Origin of the sequence: Rhizobium sp. SG570, assembly GCF_012275345.1 — a bacterium.
Classification (GTDB): Bacteria; Pseudomonadota; Alphaproteobacteria; order Rhizobiales; family Rhizobiaceae; genus Rhizobium; species Rhizobium lusitanum.
In genome coordinates this window covers 117,139-136,774 of the sequence record NZ_JAAZQI010000014.1, presented here as the reverse complement: position 1 = coordinate 136,774, position 19,636 = coordinate 117,139, and the positions used below count along the sequence as shown (strand labels likewise).

Here is a 19,636-nt window from a genome sequence, read left to right as displayed (position 1 = left end):
ATAGTCAGTTCTTAGCCCAAATAAAATGCATACGCCTGCACATGAGGCATGCCGTCTTTGCAAGACTCGCATCGTTGTAGCCGCTTTCGCTATGAAGAAACGCTGGGGCGGCAGAATGGAGTTGTGTTGGCCATCCGCGCCTCTATGAACGTACTGATGACGAAGAGCCGCAAAAGCGGCACAAAGCCGGTATCGGATTTAGTTCCATAAGATAGATTATCTGATCTTTGACTGTAGCCAAGTTTGCGCCGACCGAAAAGTTGCTTCACCATTGAAATTGCCTGACACGGTCAGACCGTGCCGCACTATCAGGAAGCTCCAGACATGTTGACCCTCGAACAGAGCACGCTACTGCTTTCCCTCAAACTTGACGCACTCACGCACGTCTTGGAAATCGAGAAGCTTGTTTTTCAATGCAGCGATGAACCGATCGCCATCCAGACTATCTGGACCGCGATCAGTCTCTCGGCAGCAATACCTGCAAGCCGGAGGCAGATTTCATCTCGATATCGTTGCTCATTGCGGATTTCCAGAACCGGAAACTCAAAACTCGCTCCGCCCGCGGACTGCACTTCAAGTCGAGGATTGATCTGGCTGGCGACCCTGACGCCAAGGAAAACGCCGAGCCCCAGCGCCCGGCCGACCACGGCATGGCCAGCTTCGTGGATCGAAATGGCATGTCGATACGCCCCGCTGATTTTGAGGAGGCCGGGCAACTGAGACATCATATCAGCGAGCATCACCTGCCGGTTCCCACGCCTCGCCCGCTTCTTGGCGTCCCGAACCATTCGATCGAGGTCAGCGCCAGACATCGCTTCCGTTGGCGGACCAAGTTTGTCGATACCTTCCACGACATGTTCACCAAGCATCTGTTCGATAATGGCCACACGATCGATCAGGCTGGGCAGTCCGATAAAAATATGCCTGTCGAGCCTGCCCGGGCGCAGGATTGCTGGATCGATCTTCTCTGGGAAGTTGGTGGCGCCGATGACCACTAAGCCGTCGCGCTTCGCGGACCCATCCAAAGCCTCCAGCAACGCATTCACAACCTGGATGGAATATGACGCATACTCACCGCTGAACCTGCTCCGGTCGCCAATCGAGTCGAGTTCGTCGATCAGGATAATGCTGGGCGCTTTATCGACGGCAGATGCAAACTCGGCCCGCATCGCTTTAAGAAGGTCACCCAAATGCCCCTTTGCTTGCCATTGCCCGACGGAGGTCGCCACGAAATTGACCCCACATGTTTCTGCTAGGGCCCGTGCGAAAATCGTCTTTCCAACGCCTGGGGGCCCGGCCAAAAGAAGACCGCGATCAACTTCCGACCATTTCAGCCGTCCGGATCGCCAAGCTTTTAAATCCTTGGCAAGCTGCAGTCCCCACTCTTTGGCCGCACCGTAGCCATGTAGATCTTCCAGACGCGGAGCCTGCTCTTCAATCGGCGCCGCTTCTGGATTGCTCGGAGGGACGGACCTCAGCCGAAAGATCGCATTTGCGGCGGTACTATTCCGCCGCAAGGCCGCAAACATCAGATCAGGCGGGAAGGACAAAAGTTGCCGAGCCTGTTTGTCCGACATCCTCAGCTTTAGAACCTGAGCACACGCTTCTCGCAGGTCGTTTTCATTGATGGGCTCCAGGTCGATAAAGGTATCGATGGCGACGGTGACGATCGGCGGCAGGCTCCGCGTCTCCGTGAACAGGATAGCTCGCTGCCGCTTTCCGCATTTTTCGTAGAATTCGTCTTTCACACGCTGCGGCTTATCGGTCGCTGCGATGCAAGCAAATCCGACATGGTCCCAATCGTCGCGCTCTAGGCCCTCATATAAGAAGGCAACCGCGCAAGCCTTATAGTCATCGGCGGCTTTGCCTTCGGGCGTTACAAGGGCGATAATACCCGGGCCGCCCAATCTGAAATATTTGCATTCCTCAAGTGCTCGTTCGAATGTTCGATAGAGCGCGTAGTGTTTGACAGACGAATTGATCTTCGCATTTGTGGTGCCAATAGGCATAGCTCGTCCTCCACTGCACGAGGCAGCGTGATGGTTCCGGAAGGTTTTGGGGAATTAGTCGCGCCTGCGGCGGACTATGGTCTCTGGCCCGATCAAACGTTCGTCCAGGTCCATTTCGATGAACCTGTGCAGCACCATCGAGGCCAGGCCAGCTACTGGCTTGATCTCTCGAAAGACGATGAGCGCTTCCGCTAACGTCAACCTAGAGCATTCGTCTAGAGCTGCGAGCAGTCGGATGCGATCTGATAAAGGAGCCTCATATCGGGCGTAGCGCAACAGGTCCTTGGCGTTCTTCAGCCGGATACGTGGAAGCGCGGAAGCCGCGATAGCCTCATAAGGGAAACCAGCATCGATGGCTTTCGACTGCGTCCAATCCGGCGTTCCGTCGTCGCGAACGCCATCGATCACAAAACGCTGGTGTGCCCTTTCGACCACGAAATCAGGTTTGTAGATCTGTCCGTCGTGAGACAACGTAAGCGACCGGCACGACCATGATAGGACGTCATCATCGACGTCCAGCAGGCAAGCAATATCTCGGGCCAACTGATCTCTGAACAGCACGGGTCCAACGCAACGAACCGTGCTGAGAGGATAAAAGATTTCGACGGAGTTTGACTGCGCCACAAGGCGCGAGGAAGAGATGCTCATCATGAACCCTCGAATGACACACGTTAACAGCCCCGTAACCGGGTTAGTTTCTGGGTGCTATTCGTATGGTTCGAGCAATCTGGGTCATGCGAGAACAGATACAGAACAAGCTTTCTCCGGTCAATAGGGTCGAAAGCGATTTCCTTTCTAAAGGAGCGATCCTTAGTCATCAGCTGCGGACGACCGCTTTGAGAGGCGGTCGATGTGAGGACTAGGCGTTGCTGGGTACACTGTCTCGGATACGACCTCTGTATGATTACGGTTGTTCCGATAATCGCCTAGCAACATTGAGCGGGTTTCCGGTGTTGGAAACTGCGCCTTGCAGCGGAAAGGACCGACGATGTCAACGAATTTGCCCAAGAAGGCATTGATTGCCATTACAAGCCACAGCGCAAAGTTTTATCCTGACGGCGGGATTAACGGCGCCTTTTACACCGAAATACTGCACCCTTATCTAGCTTTAACGAGCGCCGGTTTCACTGTCGATCTGGCCAGCGAAACAGGTACGCACACAATCGATCCGTATTCTCTGACTTCCCAATTCATTTCGGGCGACGATGTTGCGATCGTTGGCGACGGCGAACACCCGATTAACAAACTGCTTAACGGCGGGGTTAAAAAGGCATCAAGCTTGATCGCGGACGATTACGGAATGTTCTTCGCGTCAGCCGGGTTCGCGAGCGTATACGACTATCCAACAGCGTCCGTGTTACAGAGCGTCGCATCTGACATCTGGGCTCGCGGCGGCGTGGTTGCTGCAGTCTGTCACGGCGGCGCCATTTTTCCGGGCGTGAAGGACGGCAAGACTGGCAAATCCATTGTCGATGGCCTGGAACTCACCGGCTTCTCGACGGAAGCAGACAAACTAGCTGGCGTGCTCGACAAGATCCATGATGATGGTGTCCTGACCACCGAAGAAAGCGCCGTCAAGGCTGGTGGTCGCTACGTGGCCCCGCCCGCTCCGTTTGATGATTTTTCAGTCACGAGCGGCCGCTTGGTTACCGGAGCAAATCCGTTCAGCGCCCGCTCCGCCGCTGCTGCCGCGATTGTCGCGTTTGAAGCGCTCTGATTGCCCATCCGCTACGCCGTTGGCTTTATATCCAATGGCGTAGCTTTCTTCGGTTCTCGTACGTTTTTAGCCAAATGATAGCGACCTTCAGGCGCAAGATAGTAGCTCCTCGAGAATGCGAATTGTTGTCCCGATGCCAGTCGAAGCTTCCCTTGCTCCTCGTACAGGAACTGTTCGCCGGAACGCTTGATGCAGGCCAATCCTGCCATCGTTGCGCTGTCGGTTGACTGTCTTTCGGGCCTTCATTGGCCTACATATCGCGAAATATCAAACCTCTCAGGGGACACAACCGATCACTTCTTTTATATGTCTTGGTCTGTGCTCAAAGCTTCGTTCTCAACTGGCCTGCGTGGAGGAGCTTGGTTCCATGCGATGGGCCGAGACACTGCCACCGATCTACTTTTGCAATTAGCTTCCGATTTTAAAGCTAATGTCTCTTGAAGACAACATTGGGCTCTCCCACCTAGATAACAACGCTACGTGGACAAAGGTGGCAATCGGCACGCCGACGAAGCACGACGACGGTCGACCGAACATCCGTGTACCTCACGGATCGCCGACTACTGAATGGAGAATTGAATGATCAGTATTGAAGAAGCACTCGCCGTCTCGCAAGAGCGCATCACTGACTGTGGCAGCGAGATAGTAGCGGACTTCACCGACCTCATAGCTAGGGGGGAGGACAGCGGCTTCTCCCGTAAAGAGGTTCTTGTCGCCATCAGTGCGCTGACGGCCTGCGAACTCTCCTCTCTGCCTGATGTGCCGCGCATTCACTAAGCTCGCACATCGGAGCAACAGCGTGACCGGCCGGAGGGACGACTTCCGGCCATTTTTCAAGCTTCAAACCTGATAATCGTCAGGCTAACTCCGGAGATTGCATATGGCTACCCTCGCCAAGGACGGATCGGCTTTCATTCAACATGTTGCGCAATTTGCGCCGGAACTGGCGGAACTTACCAAGGATCTGGTGTTCAAAGACGTCTGGGAACGGCCTGGTCTCTCAAAACGTGATCGCAGCTTGATTACCGTCACTACCCTCGTGGCGACAGGGAGGCTCGAACCCCTGGTCGACCATCTCAGGTTGGCAAAGCTGAACGGGATAAGCGAGGATGAACTTCGTGAAATCCTTGTACATCTGGCATTCTACGCCGGATGGCCGTCCGCGATGAGTGCGGCTCGTGTCGCGGCAGACGTGTTCGCTGAGGGCCAGGGCAAGAGCGTCTAACAGGAAAGCGGGGGGAGATGAACGAAATAAAACTGCGGGAAGCCACTCCATCGGACGATTTCGCCGTTGGGGAGCTACTGGTAAAAGCGTTTGATACACAGAATTCGGCGAAGATGCCCGGAGTGGTGTCGTCAGCTGAACGCTATGCCGATTTGCGAAATCAGGCACAGAAGCGGGCGGATGCCACGGTTCTAGTTGGTGAGATAGATGGCCGACTGGTTGGTGCAATTACTATGTATCGCTGGGGCACTCCCGGAAACGAGGCCTGGATCCATGGTGGTTCAGGCCTGCGCTATCTCGCGGTCGACCCGAAGTTTGCAGGAAAGGGCCTGTCGTCTCTCTTTATCGACGAGGCGAAAAAGCTCGCCTTTGCGTGGCGAGCTTCAGCAATCTGCCTCAGGGTTCGACATGGTGCCATTGGCGTTCAAAAGCTGTACCTCCGGCATGGTTGGGAACGAGATGAAGACAGCGACCTCGATCTCCGCCCTGAAATTCTTTTAGACGGCTTTAGTTTGCGGCTCTAGCATCACCGGATACGAAGCGGGCGTGCTCAGATCTCGAATTTGGATCCAGTATCTTTTTTGCGATTGCCCACGGGATAATCACCGTCAGCCTCGTCCGCTGCGCGAACGTTAAGAGATTTTGCAGTCTCTTTGTACTTCTGCAGCCGCGCGTCGCCTTCGGCCTTACGACGAGCCACAAAGCGACGGGCTCGCTCGCGGGCTTCTTCAAGGGATGGGAGGTGCGATAGGTCTTCGGATGTCATCGGTTTAGCTCCTTTGAACAGACTACCACGTTGGCCTGATTGGTCGCAAGGAAGAAGCCCATGTCGAAATACAGGGGTAGCGCACCGTCAACCGGCTGTCGCAGATGAAGTTCATCGCATCCAAGAATTGTTGCATAAGCCTCCGCGGCTTCCACGACGCAGAAACGGACCAGCCCCTTCAGGGGATGCGTTTCCACTGGCGACCCCTCCAGAAGGTAGATGGACAGCACAAGCTTGCCGTCCGAAACCTTTCCAACAGCCAAACCAGACAAGTAGGAATTGCACCAGATGGCCACCTCAAAATGGGATGGCCTGTTTTCCCATGACTCGACGACATCTCGCCATTCCCAGTCGTAGCGCCGATATGGATGGTGCAACCAGTGCTCCTCAAACGCCTCCAATGCGTCGTCGCCGATCTCAGTCAGCTGCACAGGAAGCCCGTAGACTTCCGACAGCGTGATCTCGGCCGCCTCATAGGCTAGTTTCCGGATCGCATAATACCTTTCCCAAGCATTCGACATATATTCATTCCGTTTTGTCGGTTTAGAAAGTGAGCAACTTCGGCCGATTGTTAGTGGAGCGTGGCGTGCTTTTCGTGCCTTCCGGTAAAGACAAGCAGGATCAGGGACACAGTCACGAAAAGCGCTGAAACCCATCCAAGATTGACAACGTCCACCTTCTTCAGAACTAGGCTCAGGACCTATTAATTTGGATTGAGATGTGATTCAGGGTTTCCGGAAGGAGATTATGATGAGTGATTTGTTTTTGCTGAGCGAGGGCCAGATGGCTCGTATTGGGCCGCATTTTCCGCTTGCGCACGGTGTACCGCGCGTCGATGATCGCCGTGTTGTCAGCGGGATTGTCTACGTCATCAAGCATGGCCTGCAATGGAAGGACGCACCAAAGGACTATGGGCCGCACAAGACGCTCTATAACCGTTTCATCCGCTGGAGCCGGCTTGGCGTGTTCGACCGCATCTTCGCAGCGCTGGCCGGTGCAGGTCCCAGGCCCGAGCGCATTATGATCGACGCCACGCACCTGAAAGCACACCGGACGGCGGCGAGCTTGCTCAAAAAGGGGATGTTCCCCGTCGTATCGGGCGAACCAAAGGTGGATTGAATTCCAAACTGCACACTGTCTGCGATGGCGAGGGACGCCCGATTATCATGCTGCTCAGCGAAGGCCAGATGAGCGACCATAAGGGGGCACGCCTTGTTCTGGATGTCCTGCCACCAGCCAGAACGCTGATTGGAGACCGGGGCTACGACAGCACGGCGTTCCGGGAAGCCTTGCTGGCAAAAGGCATCGAACCCTGCATCCCTTCGAGCCGAAGCAGAAAGGTGCCATACTCATACGACAAGCAACTTTACAAGAAGCGCCACAGGGTCGAGAACCTCTTCGCCAAGCTCAAGGACTGGCGGCGCATCGCAACCCGATACGACCGATGCGCCCATACCTTCTTCTCAAGCATATGCATCGCCGCAGCCGTCATCTTCTGGCTGTGATTTAACGAGTCCTGAGCCTAAGGATCCGATCCCCGCGCCGATCGAGAAACCCAAGTACATTCCCGACGCGTTGAGCGAGAGAACGATGGAGCCGACCGAATGGCCCGCCACCCCGATCAATCGCGATTGCTGGGCCGGGAAAAACGCCCACGATGAAAAACCCCAAATGCCGACGAGGACAAACGCCAGTAACTTCGTGCTTTCCGGTGGCATGACGTGAGGGAGAAGGAACATCGCTAGATAGTCGATGATGATCGCCGTGAACGAGTAAGCGACCACGCGACGGCTGCCTATTCTATCGCTAATATGGCCGCTCACGACGATACCAATGAAAGCACATACGCCGAACACAAACAGTGCCTGGGTCAATGCCGATCCGGTGATCCCGCCGACCGCAGCCAGGAACGGTGCCACGTAGGTGTAGGCGCAGTAGGCGCCCATCCCAAGGAACACTGTTTGAAGTAGAGCGGGGCCGACGCCTGGCCTCTTGATCACCCTGATACGATCGCCAAAGCTGGGGGCGGAGAGCCCCTTGCCGATATCCTTGGGTAGACCGGCGATCAATCCGATAAAGGCAACCGCTGAAAGTACGGCGACACCAATGAACGGCATGCGCCAGCCGAACGTGATTCCAACAAACGATCCCAGCGGGACACCGATGGCCACGGCAACGCCAAGGCCACCACTAACGATGGCGAGCGCCCTGCCCCGTCTTTCGGGCGGCACCAGCGCACTGCCGAGAGCATTCGCGTTCGGCACGTAGAGACCGGCCGACATGGCCAGCAGCACGCGTGCGACCGCGAGCATCCCATAGCTTGGAGTGAGAGCGGCGAGCACATTGGAGATTACAAAGAGCCCCATACCTGCAAGCAGAATGCGCCGCCGATCGACGTGGCCGAAAAGTGTTGTGAGAAGGGGTGACGAGAACGCGTAGGTCAGCGCAAAAATTGTGACAAGTTGTCCTGCAGCTTCAACGGAGACAGAGAGGTCTGACGCTATCCGTGGCAAAATCGCCGCGATCATGTGACCTTCGGTTCCAACCGCGAATGTCCCCAACGCAAGCCAGTACAGTGATGACGTCGGTGCTTGCGATACCGCGCTTGTGGTTGTTGCTTCAGCCATGGGGGCATCCATTGAGGTGTTGGATTTTGATGGGCATTGGAGTTACCCCTAAAAATTAGGGGTTCAGTGAGCGACGGCGGCTGCAGGACCAGTTCGCGCCACTTTGCTGAGCGTGATGCACAGGATGGCGGCCAGAATGCAAAAGCCACCGGCGATGAAGAAAGCAGGCAGGTAGCTCTGGAGTTCTGTTCGAGACAATCCAGCGCCATAAGCTGCTGTAGCCGCTCCAAGCTGGTGGGCAGCGAATATCCAACCAAAGACCAGACCTGCTTTCTCTCGGCCGAAGCGATCTGCCGCCAACCGAACCGTGGGCGGAATCGTGGCGACCCAATCAAGGCCATAGAAGATAGAAAACATCGTCAGCCCGTAGAAACCGAAGTCGGTGAACGGAAGGAATAGCAGCGAGAGCCCGCGCAGGCCGTAGTACCAGAACAAAAGCCAACGATTGTCGAAGCGGTCCGAAAGCCAACCGGAACAGATTGTTCCGATAAAATCGCAGATACCGATGATTGCCAGGAAGCCTGACGCCTCGATGGGCATTATGCCGAAGTCACCGCAAAGCGTGACAAAATGCGTCTGGATCAAGCCATTTGTGCTCAGACCGCAAATGAAGAATGTCGAAAAGAGAATCCAAAAGGTGGAGGATGTTGACACCTCCCGCAGGATCGTGATCGGCGACAGGAGCATCTTGCCCAGGCTGTCATTGGGCTTGCCGCTCACCGGCGTGATATGGACTTCGCCGACAAGCGGAAGGTAAAGGTCGGCGGGATGGTCGCGCATCAGAGCCAAAACTGCGATAGCCGCCACGACGATCATACCGCATACAAGATAGACGGCCGACCGCCACCCGTACGTCTGTGTCAGCGCAGCCATGATGGGCAGGAACACCAACTGGCCGGTCGCTGAACTGGCGGACAGCATTCCGATGACCAGCCCGCGGTGTTTGGTGAACCACCGGTTGGAAATGGTCGCCCCCAGCACGACTGCGGTAAGACCTGTACCGAAACCGATGATAAGCCCCCATAGGACCAACAGATGCCAGAGCTTGGTCATGAACAAGGAGCCGATGAAGCCAATCGCCACCAAGGCAAGTGCGAAAACGACGACCTTCCTCACACCAAAGTTGTTCATGAATGCCGCCGCAAATGGGCCCATCATGCCGAACAGGACAAGGCGGACCGCCAATGCGGACGAAATTGATGAGGTCGTCCAACCGAATTCCTCCTGCAGTGGCTTTATTAGTACCCCAGGTGCGCCCATCGCACCGGCCGTAACAAGCATTGTTAGGAAGGTTGCTCCGACGACCACCCACCCATAGTGGATGTTGCGCCGAGCGAGTGTCGTGGCGAGAGCGGTCGAAACCATCTGGTCGATCCTGGTTTTACGTGGTGGGCGACGGATATTTGCGAGGCGCGATATCGTCGGAGATTAAATTCAAACATGATGATTATCAGGCTTGCCGTCATTCATGATGCCCATCATATATGTTGTCAAGCACAATGTTCTGGAGATAGCGATGCGAGTGAGCCGAGAACAGTTCGCCCAGAACCGAGAGAAGATACTCACCGCAGCCGGGAAGCTTTTCCTCGACAAGGGCTTCACGGCGATCGGTGTTGCCGAGGTCATGAAAGCTGCTGGTTTCACGCATGGAGGCTTCTACGGTCACTTTGAGTCCAAGGAGCAGCTTGCTTATGAGGCCAGCAGAGAGCTTTTCAGAAAAACTGAGGAAAGCTGGAAATGGATCGTCTCATCCAATCCTGACGCACCACTTGACGCCTTGCTGAAGCACTATCTGGCAAGTGCCAATCTATTTGGTCCTGGCCGCTCGTGTGTATTCGCAACCCTTTCACAAGAACTCGGTCGTCAGAGTGAGGAAATGCGAGCGGCATTCGCCGACGCTTTGAACGCACTGGCCGCGATACTGGTCGCGATCGTCCCAGGATCTGATGAAGCGGACCGAAAGCATCGTGCCCTGTTTACGCTAACAGCCATGATGGGCGCGGTCTCCCTGGCGCGAGCCACCGGCGATCCTGTTCTTGCCGAAGCGCTCCTGGCGGCTGCCCGCCAGGATCTTCTGCAAAGAGGGCATTCCCGGTTGGGTTAGGCACCCAGATCGACTATGCGGCGGAGATTGGCGACGGGTTCCGCTCGCCAAACCCAGCTTGATGCCAATACGGATACGCAGGGGTTTGCGCACTTGCTTCGTCCAGAAAAGCGACCTGTTCGTCGCTCAGCTTCCAGTCGACCACAACAAGGTTCTGTTTCAGCTGCTCTTCGTTGCGAGCGCCGATGATGATGCTCGAGACAGTCGGTCGCCGCAGAAGCCAGTTCAAAGCTACCTGCGAAACGGTTTTACCGGTATCTGCGGCCACTTTATCGAGAGCGTCGACAATCTTATAGAGGTGCTCGGAATCGATGAACGGGCCATCTCCCGGACGAGCTGCAAACCGCGTGCCTTCGGGCTGGGGATTTTCACGCCGGATCTTGCCGGTCAATCTTCCGGAGGCGAGCGGGCTCCAGATCATTGCACCAACCTTTTGATCTAGGCCCAGCGGCATGAGTTCCCACTCGTATTCCCTATTGGCCAGCGAATAATACGCCTGGTTAGCCACGTACCGAGGAAGATTGTATTTTTCAGCGACCGCCAGCGACTTCATAAGATGCCAACCGGAGAAGTTAGAGCAACCCACGTAGCGGATCTTGCCCGCCCGGACGAGGTCGTCAAGAGTCGAGAGCGTTTCCTCAATGGGCGTCGCGGCATCAAAGCCGTGAAGCTGGAAGAGGTCGATGTAGTCGGTCTTCAGCCTCTTGAGCGACGCCTCGACGGTCCGTGTCAAATGATGACGGGAAGAGCCAACGTCATTTGGGCCCTCACCTGACCGAAAAGTCGCCTTTGTGGAAATGAGAACATCAGCCCGTCGGCCGTTGATCGCCTGCCCCAAGATCTCTTCCGAGGAACCCGCCGAATAAACATCCGCGGTGTCGAAAAGATTCAAACCGGCATCAAGGCAAACATCGACCAGCCGCTTGGCTTCAGTGACGTCGGTCTTGCCCCAGGCTCCGAAGAAATCGCCCTTACCGCCGAAAGTTGCCGTACCAAAGCTCAGTGCGGGGACCTTAAAGCCCGATCCGCCAAGATATCGATATTCCATTTTTGATCTCCAGCATTGATGAGTTAGAATAGGTTACGCGGTACGTGCAACAATGCACCTTAAAATCAACTTCAGTTTTTGAAGTAAATAACATCATGGTCTTATAGCTCCTCCATCCGCGCGGCCATATCAGACACGGTGATCATAGGAGCGCATAGGATGCCGCTGGCAAGAATCGAAATCCCGTTGGGGAAATCCCCGCAGTTCAAGCAGACAGTTGGCGACATCGTCTACGATGCCTTGGTGGACGTGCTTGGCGCCCCGAAAGATGATCGGTTCCAAATCATCACGGAGCACGGTCGTGATGCACTCATCATGGATCCGACATATCTCGGAATAGAGCGCTCAGCCGACGCTATGATCATCCAGATCACACTCAACGAAGGCAGGACCACCAACCTTAAGAAGGCATTCTATCAAAGGGTGGCCGACGACCTTCACCGTCTCGCGGACGTGCGCAAGGAAGATGTGTTCATCAACTTAATCGAAGTCAAACGCGAAAACTGGTCCTTTGGAAACGGGATTGCTCAATACGCCTAGTTAAATGCGGGGTGGGCAGCTTCCAGACTTGAGCCTGATGCGCCGACAAAGTGGCTCACCAGGTTCCACTTGGCGAACTAGGATCACACCGCAACGACTACGTCGTTGCCAAACAGCAGGTGAATGAAGGCGATCGAATACTCGGATGCAGCCTTTTGGTTTTGACCGGTAATCAATTTGCCGTCTACGACGACTTGAATTCCCAATTCTGTTGAAGCCGAATATACAATTCCGGCCTTCTCCATTTCGACCTGCGGCCAATATGGGATAAAATCGTTGCCGTAGAGCGCTTCTACCTGGGCGTCCTCAGCGCGACTAAAGCCGGTCGCTCGGCGTCCCGCGACGCGAGCAGGATTGTTCGCCAATGCGATCGAACCGTGGCAGATAGCCCCTACAATTTTCCCTTCAGACCAAAAGTGTTCGAGCAGTTTTGCCATGTCTTCATTGGGAAACAGGTCCACAGCGGCCCCGCCCCCGCCGACGACATGAATCGCGTCGTACTGCGTGGGATCTACGTCCTTGAGGGCGATGGTGGAGAACAAGCGCCCAACGAGGGATTTGTCCGTCAGAAAACCTTTTGAGACAAGGTCATCCGCTTCCCAGGAGTTTTCCGAAAAAGGGTCGCTCATCGGATCGTATTTGACTTTACCGCCCGCCGGGCTAGCGAAATCAATCTCGCATCCACGTTCCGAGAAGAGCCAGTAGGGGTGAGTCAGTTCTGCAAGCCAATAGCCCATGTCGGAACTGCTGGTAACGAAAAGGATCTTCAAGAGGTTTCTCCATTTGATGGGAGGGAAAAGCATCGCGTCTTGGTCACGTTGCCTGATTAGCTTCAAATTATGAAGTTACTTCATGTTGGTCAACTGCCGATGGGACGCCGAACGTCCTCATTGACGTTTCTGATCGGATCCAGCGAATGCTAATAACGCGCTGCCTGCGCCGCAAAGCCCGTACCTGGAAACGCGGACCGCCCAACCCCAGGCGATCCGCGCCAGCCCTGTCAAACCAACATCCCATTCAAGTCTAGAGCAGACTTTAGCGGATCGTCGGCGCGGCTTCACATGACGGCCATCATGCGATTCAAGCATGATGAGTATAATGCTTGGAGTCAATCGAGATGGTAAAAGTGTTGAATTTTCGAGTTGATCGCGCAAGCTAGAACACGACATAACACCACGCCTCACATCCGCCCGCTTATCGGGGGCGCTGGGCATTGAATGCGCAAAGGGCTTGAGGGTAGCCCGTTACAGATCCCAATGGTGAACGCGGTAAGCTCGCATCAACGCCAGGATCTGGAATGTCGACCCGCTGTACGGTCGGATTGCAAAGTGGCGGAAAAATTTAGATGGGTTTGCCGCCACTTCCGGGCCGTGATCAGAACGAGACGACTGGGTTCTGCTTGGCAAGAAGGTGATTAAATGCCAGCGAATACTCCGACGCGGACTGCTGGTTCTGGCCCGTGACCAGCTTGCCATCGACAACGACGCGCACGCCCCACAGCTCGACATGCGAGAAATCCACGCCAGCTTTTTCGAGGATCGGCTGGGGATAGTTCGGGATGAAGTTCTTTCCGTAGAGTTTCTCTGCTGCGAGGTCCTCGTCGAGCGAGAAGCCGGTTGCGTGCTTTCCAGCAACGCGGTCCGGATTATTGCCAAGGGCGATTGTACCGTGGCAGATCGCGCCCACGATTTTCCCGGACGACCAGAAGTGTTCCAGGATGGCTGCAACTCGCTCGTTGGGATACAGATCTACCGCTGCGCCAGTGCCTCCCACGACATGGACTGCGTCGAATTCTTCCGGCCTGACCTCGTCGAGGGTCTTCGTCGTTTCGAGAAGCTCCGAGAGCGAGTTATCTGACAGGAAACCCTTGCTGACGATGTCGTTGGCTTCCCACGACCCTTCGGTCAATGGGTTGCTCAGCCGGTCGTGCTTGACCTTACCGCCCTTAGGGCTTGCTAAGGTAACTTCATGTCCCCGCTCCGTCAGGTGCCAGTAAGGCCGCGTAAGTTCTGCCAACCAATATCCCAGGTCGGCGCTCGTGACGATAAACAGAATTTTCATTGTGGTTCTCCGATTTTTGGCGATGCTCGCCAGCGCCGGGTTGACGCAAAACGTCTGGCGCCCTTCGCATTAACTTCAAATTATGAAGCTTAATACGAAAGGTCAAGGCTGAAGCCGATTTAAGCCCCGGCGATTTTCCGCCCTACCATATTGAATCATGTGAGTTGACATTGACGGATTTAGCTTCAAATAGTGAAGCTAAATTTCATTTCGATACCCGTGAGGTCGAGCCAATGTCAGAACATAAAGTCCCAGAGACTAAACCAATCGTCCCGGATTTCGCGGTCATCGAATGCAGGATCGAAATATCGCTCGCTGCCAACAAGGCCTGGGAGAAGATCGGGATATATGGCGACGCAGGCAAATACCTGAATGTCGAGAGCCAACAGATCGCTGGTGAGGGCGGCATTGGAAGCATTCGAACGATCTCTGGATCGATTGTCGAGGTGATGGTCGGCAAGGGACCACTATCATACACCTATACCCAGACCACTGGACCGATGGCGGACTTTCAGTATCACGGCAACGTTGCTCTGGACGCGACCGGCGAAAACACCTCGAAACTCACCTATACGATCAATTACGATCAGACAAAAATGGATCAACCCGCACGCGCTGCGGCAGCGGAAAAGATCCGTCCCCGTTTCCAGGGCATGGTTGAAGCCATGAAAGCGGATGCCGAGGCGTCTGCCTCCTGACCGTCACTCCCGGTCCTCTCAAAATGCCAGCACAACTCCGTCCGCGTTCCGATAAACGGCCAGGCGGGCAACTCCTGGATGGGTTAAATCATGAAATATCTTATTATCCACGCGCACCCAGAACCTTCGTCGCTGTCCGGCTACCTCAAGGACCGAGCCGTCAAGGATCTCACCGCAGCTGGTCATGCGGTTCAAGTCTCCGACCTTTACGAAATGAAATGGAAAGCAGTCGCCGATGCTGGTGATTTTCCGGAACGATCCGACGAGGAAGGTCCTTTGAACTACGCAAGAGCGTCAAAGCAAGCATTCGCGGCAGGTGAGCAGTCCCCCGACGTTGCTGAGGAGCAACGCAAGCTTCTGTGGGCGGACGTCGTCGTTCTGCAGTTTCCTTTGTGGTGGTATGGGATGCCCGCCATTCTTAAAGGATGGGTAGATCGCGTGTACGCGAACGGCTTCACCTATGGCGTTGGGCCCCAGGGCGGTGCCAATTGGGGTAAGCGTTTCGGTGAAGGCGTTTTCAAGGGCAAAAGAGCGATGATCGCTATGACTGTCGGTGGACGCATGGCGCACTACGGCCCCCGCGGCGTCAATGGCGCAATTGACGATCTCCTTTGGCCGATTCAGCATGGCGTCCTTTACTACCCCGGGTTCGATGTTCTCCCGCCCACCGTTTTCTATGAGGTGAATCGCGCTGCGCCGGAAGCTGTCGAAGCCATGGCGCAATTTTTCATCGAGCGCCTTCTTTCTGCCGACACCACCCAGCCCATTCCCTTCGTTCCGCAAAATGGGGGTGACTACGATGACGTCCAGGTATTGAAGCCAGACGTCGGCGCCGAGGAGGCCGGGCATCAGAGGCACCAGTATGCTCCGGCGTACGTCTCGAACACTTGGCTGGGCCAAACCGGTGACTACGCGCCAAAACACATCGCGCCGACGTCACGAGACACCGACCGCACATAGCGTTCGAGTAGACGCTCGCTGGGCAACGAAACAGACATCACGATAAACGTAACCGGAGGCCAACCCCTCTCCGGTTCTCCACTAAAGGACTTCAGAATGAGTGAAACATATGCGCTGAACGAAACCGCACTTCTGCTTGTTGATGTGCTGAATGATTTTCTTGACGAAAAGGGCAAGCTCGCGGGTCGCATTGGCCCAATGCTTGGGAAAACGGACCTGATTGCGCATCTCGGCCGCTTGGTGGCCGGTGCACGAGCTGCTGGCGTGAAGATCTTCTACGTGCCTCACGGTTTGCATGAGCACAGCTTCGATGACGTGAAGCATGTCCATCCCAGATGGCAATGGGCGATGGAGAACAGGTTGTTCTGGAAGGGAGAATGGGGCGCCGACTTTTTCCCACCGCTCGCGCCAGTGGACGGCGATGTGATCATCAGCCGCCACAGGACATTCGACAGCTTCGTGAACACCGATATGTTGGCAAAACTCAAGGAACACAGCATTCAGAAAGTGGTTCTTGCTGGCTTGACGTCGCATACATGCGTTGAAAGCGCTGGACGCCATGCCCTTGAAGAAGGATTCCACGTCACCTTCCTGAAGGATGCCGTAGCGGAGTTCACCGAAGAGGCCCACCACGCGGCGATCAACCTGAGCTATCCTACTTTCGGTCACAACGTCACGACAATCGATGAGTTTCTAGCGGCCGTCGAACGAGTTCCGGCTTAACGACTATGGGGCCGTGAATTACGGCCCCGACCCTTTAATCATGGTAGCTTAGCCCACCACGATCAGCACTCATTTTACAAGGCACCTTATGACCAGACAGACACGCAGCGCTTTAATCACCGGTGCTTCGGCAGGAATCGGAAAGAGTTTCGCCGAGCACCTCGCACATACGGGACACGACCTAGTGTTGGTAGCGCGTAGAACCGACCTCCTTGAGGCTTTGGCGGGAAAGCTTCGAAGCGAGAGTGGTGTGGACGTCGAGGTTCTGTCTACAGACCTTTCGACAGATGAGGGTGTCAATAAAGTCGTGACGCGCATCATCAACGGGCCGCCAATCGACCTGCTGATCAACAATGCCGGATACGCCTCTCGCGGGAAGGTCGCAGAACTCGATGCAGATGCACTCGATCATATGCTTCGCGTAAACATAATGGCGCTCACCCGCTTGTCACGATACGCGATGGGCAGAATGGTTGCCGAGGGTCGTGGCAGCATTATCAATGTCGGCTCTGGCACCGCGTTCATGCAGTTCGCTGGCAACGCTGGTTATGGCGCCTCCAAAAACTTCGTGATGGCCTTCACCAGGCATATGCACTTGGAGGCCGAAGGCACGGGTGTTCGGGTACAGTTGTTGGTGCCCGGATTAGTCTCCACGGATTTCCACACGGTTGCGGACGGTGACCTCGCTAATTTCCCGCCGGAGCGTGTGATGAAGCCAGACGATCTGGTGATTGCGTCACTTCGGGCACTCGAGAAAGAGGAGCCTGTGTGCATTCCGTCTTTGCCTCAGATCATTGACTGGGAAGCCTACGTGAAAGCCGAAGGAGTAGTCGCAGCGAATACATCGCGGGATCACATTGCAGCTCGGTACCACTCGAACTGAAAGAAAACATCGCCAGCAAAGCGGTAGTTGTAGGCTGCCGTTTGGGGCTATTGTCGCGGCAGTCCGACCCTCCCATCAAAATGTGTTGATCGCGACGGGCGGTTGCCAATCGATCTCCGTCACGATATTAGCTTCAATAACTGAAGCGATATTGGAGATGGAAATGCCTGTAGGATCGTCCACTTGGAAAGGTACTTGGAAGCAGGGCAAGGGTACCATCTCGACCGAGAGTGGCACTCTGCCTGCTATCCCCTATAGCTACGCAAGCCGCTTCGAGGATGCCGCAGGTGCCAGCCCCGAAGAGCTACTGGCTGCCGCGCATGCGGGATGCTTCAATCAAGCCTTGGCAAACAACTTCGGCATGATCGGCCTTGAAGCGAAGTCGATCGAAACATCAATCAACGTGGATCTGCAGTTCGTAGAAGGTCGCCCGACTATCGCGGGCGTTCACATAACGACGCGAGCGAGCGCTCCCGGAATAACAAGAGAGCAGTTTGACGGCTGCGCGGAGCGTGCTCGAGCCAACTGCTCGATCTCCAAAGCTCTCAAGTCAGAGATCACCCTCGAAGCCCAGCTCATCGATTGAGCGTCCTGTCATCGACGGAGGCCAAGGCCGACATGACTGATTACCAAACCCTCAGAACTCGTTTCGAAAACGGCGTTCTCTTCGCGGAAATCGATAGCCCTCCGATGAACCTGTTAGGCCCTGCCCTGGTACAGGATCTGGTCACACTGATACCTAAACTGGATCAGGACGACGGACCACGCGTGGTTGTGTTTTCCAGCGCTGATCCTGACTTCTTCATTCCGCACGTAGACATGACGAAGATCGCCGAATATCGCCAGATTGCCGCTCAGTTAGTTGGCGAGCCGTCTATCGGACTTCTATTTCGCCGCCTTAGCCTTTCGAAGGCGGTTACGATCGCCCAGATTTCGGGACGCGCACGCGGTGCTGGTAGCGAATTCGCCCTGGCGTGCGATATGCGTTTCGCCTCAAGAGAACGCGCCATATTCGGGCAGATTGAAGCTGGTTTCGGGCTATCTCCTGGCGCTGGTGGAATTCAGCATCTTGCCCGACTGATGGGACGCGGCAGAGCGCTTGAAGCACTTCTCAGCTCAAACGACTTTGATGCAGACACCGCAGAGCGGTATGGATGGATCAACCGATCCCTGCCCGACGCAGAGTTGGCCCCCTTCGTCGCTTCGCTTGCCAAGCGCATCGCGCACTTTCCTACTGGAGGCGTTCAGGCCATCAAGGAGCGCATGAGCGCTATCAATCTCGCGTCTGAAGATGATTTCCGAAGAGACTCCGACTTGTTCGGCATTGGCGCACAAGATCCCGAGAACAAAAAGCGGATCGGCGCAATCGCCAAGAGCGGAATGCAGACTCGTGGCGACACGGAACTCAACTTCGGTCGACTGCTCGGCGAAGTTTCCGAATAGCCGACGCACTGGAACGACTTTTGCGAGCCGCATCAACCAGATCAAAGGATAGCCTCTTGGAAAACCCAACCCGTAAGCCAACCGTCGTGCTCGTCCATGGTGCCTTCGCTGAGTCCGCCAGCTGGAGTGGCGTCATAGCTGAGCTTCAGAAGCGGGGCTATACGACAATAGCGACCCCAAACCCTCTCCGTTCCGTAGACGGTGACGCGGCAACCGTTTCGAGAGTTGTCGCGGCGGTAGATGGGCCAGTTGTTCTAGTTGGGCACTCGTATGGGGGCCAAGTCATAAGCAATGTCCAGGACAGCGGAAACATCAATGCGCTTGTTTACGTCGCCGCATTTGCTCCAGACGAAGGCGAAAGCGGCGCTGCGTTGGCTGGGAAGTATCCTGGCAGCACGCTGGAGCAGGCCCTGGCTCAGCCAATACCGCTTGAAGGTGGCGATGTTGACCTCTGGATCCGACACGACAAATTTCATGCCCAATTCGCAGCCGATATGAGCGAGGCCGAGGCTGCTCTCATGGCCGCGACCCAGAGGCATGCTGCTGGCAGCGCGTTGAACGGCCCCTCTGGCGAGCCGCTCTGGAAGGCGATCCCGTCCTATTTCATCTACGGCGACGCCGACGCCTGCTTGCCGCCCCAAGGCCTTGGCTGGATGGCAGAAAGAGCTGACTCCAAGAAAACTGTTGTCATTCCTGGCGCGTCCCACGTTGTCATGGCATCCAATCCTGCTGCTGTGGCGAACCTGATCGACGAAGCGGCTCAATCCGCCGACACCCTCATCCACATTGAAGGCATTCAGCCTTAGCGGACATTTTACCAGCCTCGTTCTTG

General features: G+C 55.5%; 23 protein-coding genes. 14 read left to right on the top strand and 9 right to left on the bottom strand.

Going from position 1 to position 19,636, the window contains the following annotated elements:
• Positions 1–410 precede the first annotated feature (410 nt).
• Together FHT28_RS25640 and FHT28_RS25635 are read right to left on the bottom strand one after the other, a co-directional pair.
• Complete coding sequence (locus FHT28_RS25640) at positions 411–2,009, bottom strand: ATP-binding protein (RefSeq protein WP_246704944.1); 1,599 nt, start codon at positions 2,007–2,009, stop codon at positions 411–413.
• 54 nt (positions 2,010–2,063) lie between these two features.
• The gene (locus tag FHT28_RS25635) at positions 2,064–2,657 is read right to left on the bottom strand and encodes a hypothetical protein (RefSeq protein WP_246704943.1); all 594 of its coding nucleotides are present in this window, start codon (positions 2,655–2,657) and stop codon (positions 2,064–2,066) included.
• A 340-nt stretch (positions 2,658–2,997) separates the two neighbouring features.
• Here FHT28_RS25635 and FHT28_RS25630 point away from each other — a divergent pair, with 340 nt between their 5' ends.
• The 4 genes from FHT28_RS25630 to FHT28_RS25615 all read left to right on the top strand — a co-directional run bounded on the left by FHT28_RS25630 (position 2,998) and on the right by FHT28_RS25615 (position 5,475).
• Positions 2,998–3,726, top strand: coding sequence for a molecular chaperone Hsp31 (locus FHT28_RS25630; RefSeq protein ID WP_168597697.1), 729 nt, complete (start codon positions 2,998–3,000; stop codon positions 3,724–3,726).
• 579 nt (positions 3,727–4,305) lie between these two features.
• Positions 4,306–4,503 (top strand): hypothetical protein, encoded by a 198-nt coding sequence (locus FHT28_RS25625; RefSeq protein WP_168597696.1) that lies wholly within the window; start codon positions 4,306–4,308, stop codon positions 4,501–4,503.
• 103 nt (positions 4,504–4,606) lie between these two features.
• On the top strand, positions 4,607–4,951 hold the full coding sequence (locus FHT28_RS25620; protein WP_168597695.1) for a carboxymuconolactone decarboxylase family protein: 345 nt from the start codon (positions 4,607–4,609) through the stop codon (positions 4,949–4,951).
• 17 nt (positions 4,952–4,968) lie between these two features.
• Positions 4,969–5,475, top strand: a complete 507-nt coding sequence (locus FHT28_RS25615) for a GNAT family N-acetyltransferase (protein ID WP_168597694.1) — start codon at positions 4,969–4,971, stop codon at positions 5,473–5,475.
• 26 nt (positions 5,476–5,501) lie between these two features.
• Here the strand turns inward: FHT28_RS25615 and FHT28_RS25610 are convergent, their stop codons facing one another.
• Positions 5,502–5,717 (bottom strand): hypothetical protein, encoded by a 216-nt coding sequence (locus tag FHT28_RS25610; RefSeq protein WP_168597693.1) that lies wholly within the window; start codon positions 5,715–5,717, stop codon positions 5,502–5,504.
• Positions 5,714–6,238: a hypothetical protein gene (locus FHT28_RS25605; protein WP_168597692.1), complete on the bottom strand. Its 525-nt coding sequence runs from the start codon at positions 6,236–6,238 to the stop codon at positions 5,714–5,716. The genes FHT28_RS25610 and FHT28_RS25605 overlap by 4 nt, the downstream gene beginning before the upstream one ends.
• Before the next feature lie 229 nt (positions 6,239–6,467).
• Between FHT28_RS25605 and FHT28_RS25600 the strand changes: the two genes are divergently transcribed.
• Positions 6,468–7,222 (top strand): IS5 family transposase gene (locus FHT28_RS25600; RefSeq protein WP_168597741.1). Its coding sequence is split into 2 segments (ribosomal slippage): positions 6,468–6,801 and positions 6,801–7,222, totalling 756 coding nucleotides; the frame shifts between segments, so codons are not numbered across the junction.
• Here FHT28_RS25600 and FHT28_RS25595 read toward each other — a convergent pair.
• Positions 7,181–8,344, bottom strand: a complete 1,164-nt coding sequence (locus tag FHT28_RS25595) for an MFS transporter (protein ID WP_168597691.1) — start codon at positions 8,342–8,344, stop codon at positions 7,181–7,183. The genes FHT28_RS25600 and FHT28_RS25595 overlap by 42 nt on opposite strands.
• A 63-nt stretch (positions 8,345–8,407) precedes the next feature.
• Positions 8,408–9,709 carry an MFS transporter gene (locus FHT28_RS25590; RefSeq protein ID WP_168597690.1) on the bottom strand — a complete coding sequence of 434 codons (1,302 nt, stop codon included), beginning with the start codon at positions 9,707–9,709 and terminating at the stop codon, positions 8,408–8,410.
• Positions 9,710–9,812: 103 nt separating this feature from the next.
• On the opposite strand from FHT28_RS25590, the gene FHT28_RS25585 reads away from it, so the two are divergent.
• Positions 9,813–10,448 (top strand): TetR/AcrR family transcriptional regulator, encoded by a 636-nt coding sequence (locus FHT28_RS25585; protein WP_348645017.1) that lies wholly within the window; start codon positions 9,813–9,815, stop codon positions 10,446–10,448.
• A gap of 13 nt (positions 10,449–10,461) precedes the next feature.
• On the opposite strand, the gene FHT28_RS25580 is transcribed toward FHT28_RS25585, so the two are convergent.
• On the bottom strand, positions 10,462–11,496 hold the full coding sequence (locus tag FHT28_RS25580) for an aldo/keto reductase (protein WP_168597689.1): 1,035 nt from the start codon (positions 11,494–11,496) through the stop codon (positions 10,462–10,464).
• A 159-nt stretch (positions 11,497–11,655) separates the two neighbouring features.
• Here FHT28_RS25580 and FHT28_RS25575 point away from each other — a divergent pair, with 159 nt between their 5' ends.
• Entirely contained in the window at positions 11,656–12,036 is a 381-nt protein-coding gene (locus FHT28_RS25575; RefSeq protein ID WP_168597688.1) for a tautomerase family protein, read from the top strand.
• A gap of 83 nt (positions 12,037–12,119) precedes the next feature.
• Here FHT28_RS25575 and FHT28_RS25570 read toward each other — a convergent pair whose 3' ends face one another.
• Both FHT28_RS25570 and FHT28_RS25565 read right to left on the bottom strand, forming a co-directional pair.
• Complete coding sequence (locus FHT28_RS25570; protein WP_168597687.1) at positions 12,120–12,806, bottom strand: type 1 glutamine amidotransferase domain-containing protein; 687 nt, start codon at positions 12,804–12,806, stop codon at positions 12,120–12,122.
• Positions 12,807–13,410: 604 nt separating this feature from the next.
• A complete protein-coding gene (locus FHT28_RS25565) occupies positions 13,411–14,097 on the bottom strand; it encodes a type 1 glutamine amidotransferase domain-containing protein (protein WP_168597686.1) in 687 nt (228 codons plus the stop codon).
• Between the two features lie 170 nt (positions 14,098–14,267).
• Between FHT28_RS25565 and FHT28_RS25560 the strand changes: the two genes are divergently transcribed.
• From FHT28_RS25560 to FHT28_RS25530, 7 genes are all read left to right on the top strand, one after another.
• The gene (locus FHT28_RS25560; RefSeq protein WP_168597685.1) at positions 14,268–14,795 is read left to right on the top strand and encodes an SRPBCC family protein; all 528 of its coding nucleotides are present in this window, start codon (positions 14,268–14,270) and stop codon (positions 14,793–14,795) included.
• 90 nt (positions 14,796–14,885) lie between these two features.
• Positions 14,886–15,755 carry an NAD(P)H-dependent oxidoreductase gene (locus FHT28_RS25555; protein ID WP_168597684.1) on the top strand — a complete coding sequence of 290 codons (870 nt, stop codon included), beginning with the start codon at positions 14,886–14,888 and terminating at the stop codon, positions 15,753–15,755.
• A gap of 96 nt (positions 15,756–15,851) precedes the next feature.
• Positions 15,852–16,478 carry an isochorismatase family cysteine hydrolase gene (locus tag FHT28_RS25550; protein WP_168597683.1) on the top strand — a complete coding sequence of 209 codons (627 nt, stop codon included), beginning with the start codon at positions 15,852–15,854 and terminating at the stop codon, positions 16,476–16,478.
• Between the two features lie 88 nt (positions 16,479–16,566).
• Positions 16,567–17,361, top strand: coding sequence for an SDR family oxidoreductase (locus tag FHT28_RS25545; protein ID WP_168597682.1), 795 nt, complete (start codon positions 16,567–16,569; stop codon positions 17,359–17,361).
• Positions 17,362–17,518: 157 nt separating this feature from the next.
• Entirely contained in the window at positions 17,519–17,947 is a 429-nt protein-coding gene (locus tag FHT28_RS25540) for an OsmC family peroxiredoxin (protein ID WP_210255864.1), read from the top strand.
• A gap of 32 nt (positions 17,948–17,979) precedes the next feature.
• Positions 17,980–18,804, top strand: coding sequence for an enoyl-CoA hydratase/isomerase family protein (locus FHT28_RS25535; RefSeq protein WP_168597681.1), 825 nt, complete (start codon positions 17,980–17,982; stop codon positions 18,802–18,804).
• Between the two features lie 56 nt (positions 18,805–18,860).
• Positions 18,861–19,610, top strand: coding sequence for an alpha/beta hydrolase (locus FHT28_RS25530; RefSeq protein WP_246704942.1), 750 nt, complete (start codon positions 18,861–18,863; stop codon positions 19,608–19,610).
• Positions 19,611–19,636: the final 26 nt, after the last annotated feature.

Excerpts from the sequence above, each read along its gene's own strand:
- FHT28_RS25640 (WP_246704944.1), bottom strand. The coding sequence starts at position 2,009 with ATGCCTATTGGCACCACAAATGCGAAGATCAATTCGTCTGTCAAACAC.
- FHT28_RS25635 (WP_246704943.1), bottom strand. The coding sequence starts at position 2,657 with ATGAGCATCTCTTCCTCGCGCCTTGTGGCGCAGTCAAACTCCGTCGAA.
- FHT28_RS25630 (WP_168597697.1), top strand. The coding sequence starts at position 2,998 with ATGTCAACGAATTTGCCCAAGAAGGCATTGATTGCCATTACAAGCCAC.
- FHT28_RS25625 (WP_168597696.1), top strand. The coding sequence starts at position 4,306 with ATGATCAGTATTGAAGAAGCACTCGCCGTCTCGCAAGAGCGCATCACT.
- FHT28_RS25620 (WP_168597695.1), top strand. The coding sequence starts at position 4,607 with ATGGCTACCCTCGCCAAGGACGGATCGGCTTTCATTCAACATGTTGCG.
- FHT28_RS25615 (WP_168597694.1), top strand. The coding sequence starts at position 4,969 with ATGAACGAAATAAAACTGCGGGAAGCCACTCCATCGGACGATTTCGCC.
- FHT28_RS25610 (WP_168597693.1), bottom strand. The coding sequence starts at position 5,717 with ATGACATCCGAAGACCTATCGCACCTCCCATCCCTTGAAGAAGCCCGC.
- FHT28_RS25605 (WP_168597692.1), bottom strand. The coding sequence starts at position 6,238 with ATGTCGAATGCTTGGGAAAGGTATTATGCGATCCGGAAACTAGCCTAT.
- FHT28_RS25595 (WP_168597691.1), bottom strand. The coding sequence starts at position 8,344 with ATGGCTGAAGCAACAACCACAAGCGCGGTATCGCAAGCACCGACGTCA.
- FHT28_RS25590 (WP_168597690.1), bottom strand. The coding sequence starts at position 9,709 with ATGGTTTCGACCGCTCTCGCCACGACACTCGCTCGGCGCAACATCCAC.
- FHT28_RS25585 (WP_348645017.1), top strand. The coding sequence starts at position 9,813 with ATGATGCCCATCATATATGTTGTCAAGCACAATGTTCTGGAGATAGCG.
- FHT28_RS25580 (WP_168597689.1), bottom strand. The coding sequence starts at position 11,496 with ATGGAATATCGATATCTTGGCGGATCGGGCTTTAAGGTCCCCGCACTG.
- FHT28_RS25575 (WP_168597688.1), top strand. The coding sequence starts at position 11,656 with ATGCCGCTGGCAAGAATCGAAATCCCGTTGGGGAAATCCCCGCAGTTC.
- FHT28_RS25565 (WP_168597686.1), bottom strand. The coding sequence starts at position 14,097 with ATGAAAATTCTGTTTATCGTCACGAGCGCCGACCTGGGATATTGGTTG.
- FHT28_RS25555 (WP_168597684.1), top strand. The coding sequence starts at position 14,886 with ATGAAATATCTTATTATCCACGCGCACCCAGAACCTTCGTCGCTGTCC.
- FHT28_RS25550 (WP_168597683.1), top strand. The coding sequence starts at position 15,852 with ATGAGTGAAACATATGCGCTGAACGAAACCGCACTTCTGCTTGTTGAT.
- FHT28_RS25545 (WP_168597682.1), top strand. The coding sequence starts at position 16,567 with ATGACCAGACAGACACGCAGCGCTTTAATCACCGGTGCTTCGGCAGGA.
- FHT28_RS25540 (WP_210255864.1), top strand. The coding sequence starts at position 17,519 with ATGGAAATGCCTGTAGGATCGTCCACTTGGAAAGGTACTTGGAAGCAG.
- FHT28_RS25535 (WP_168597681.1), top strand. The coding sequence starts at position 17,980 with ATGACTGATTACCAAACCCTCAGAACTCGTTTCGAAAACGGCGTTCTC.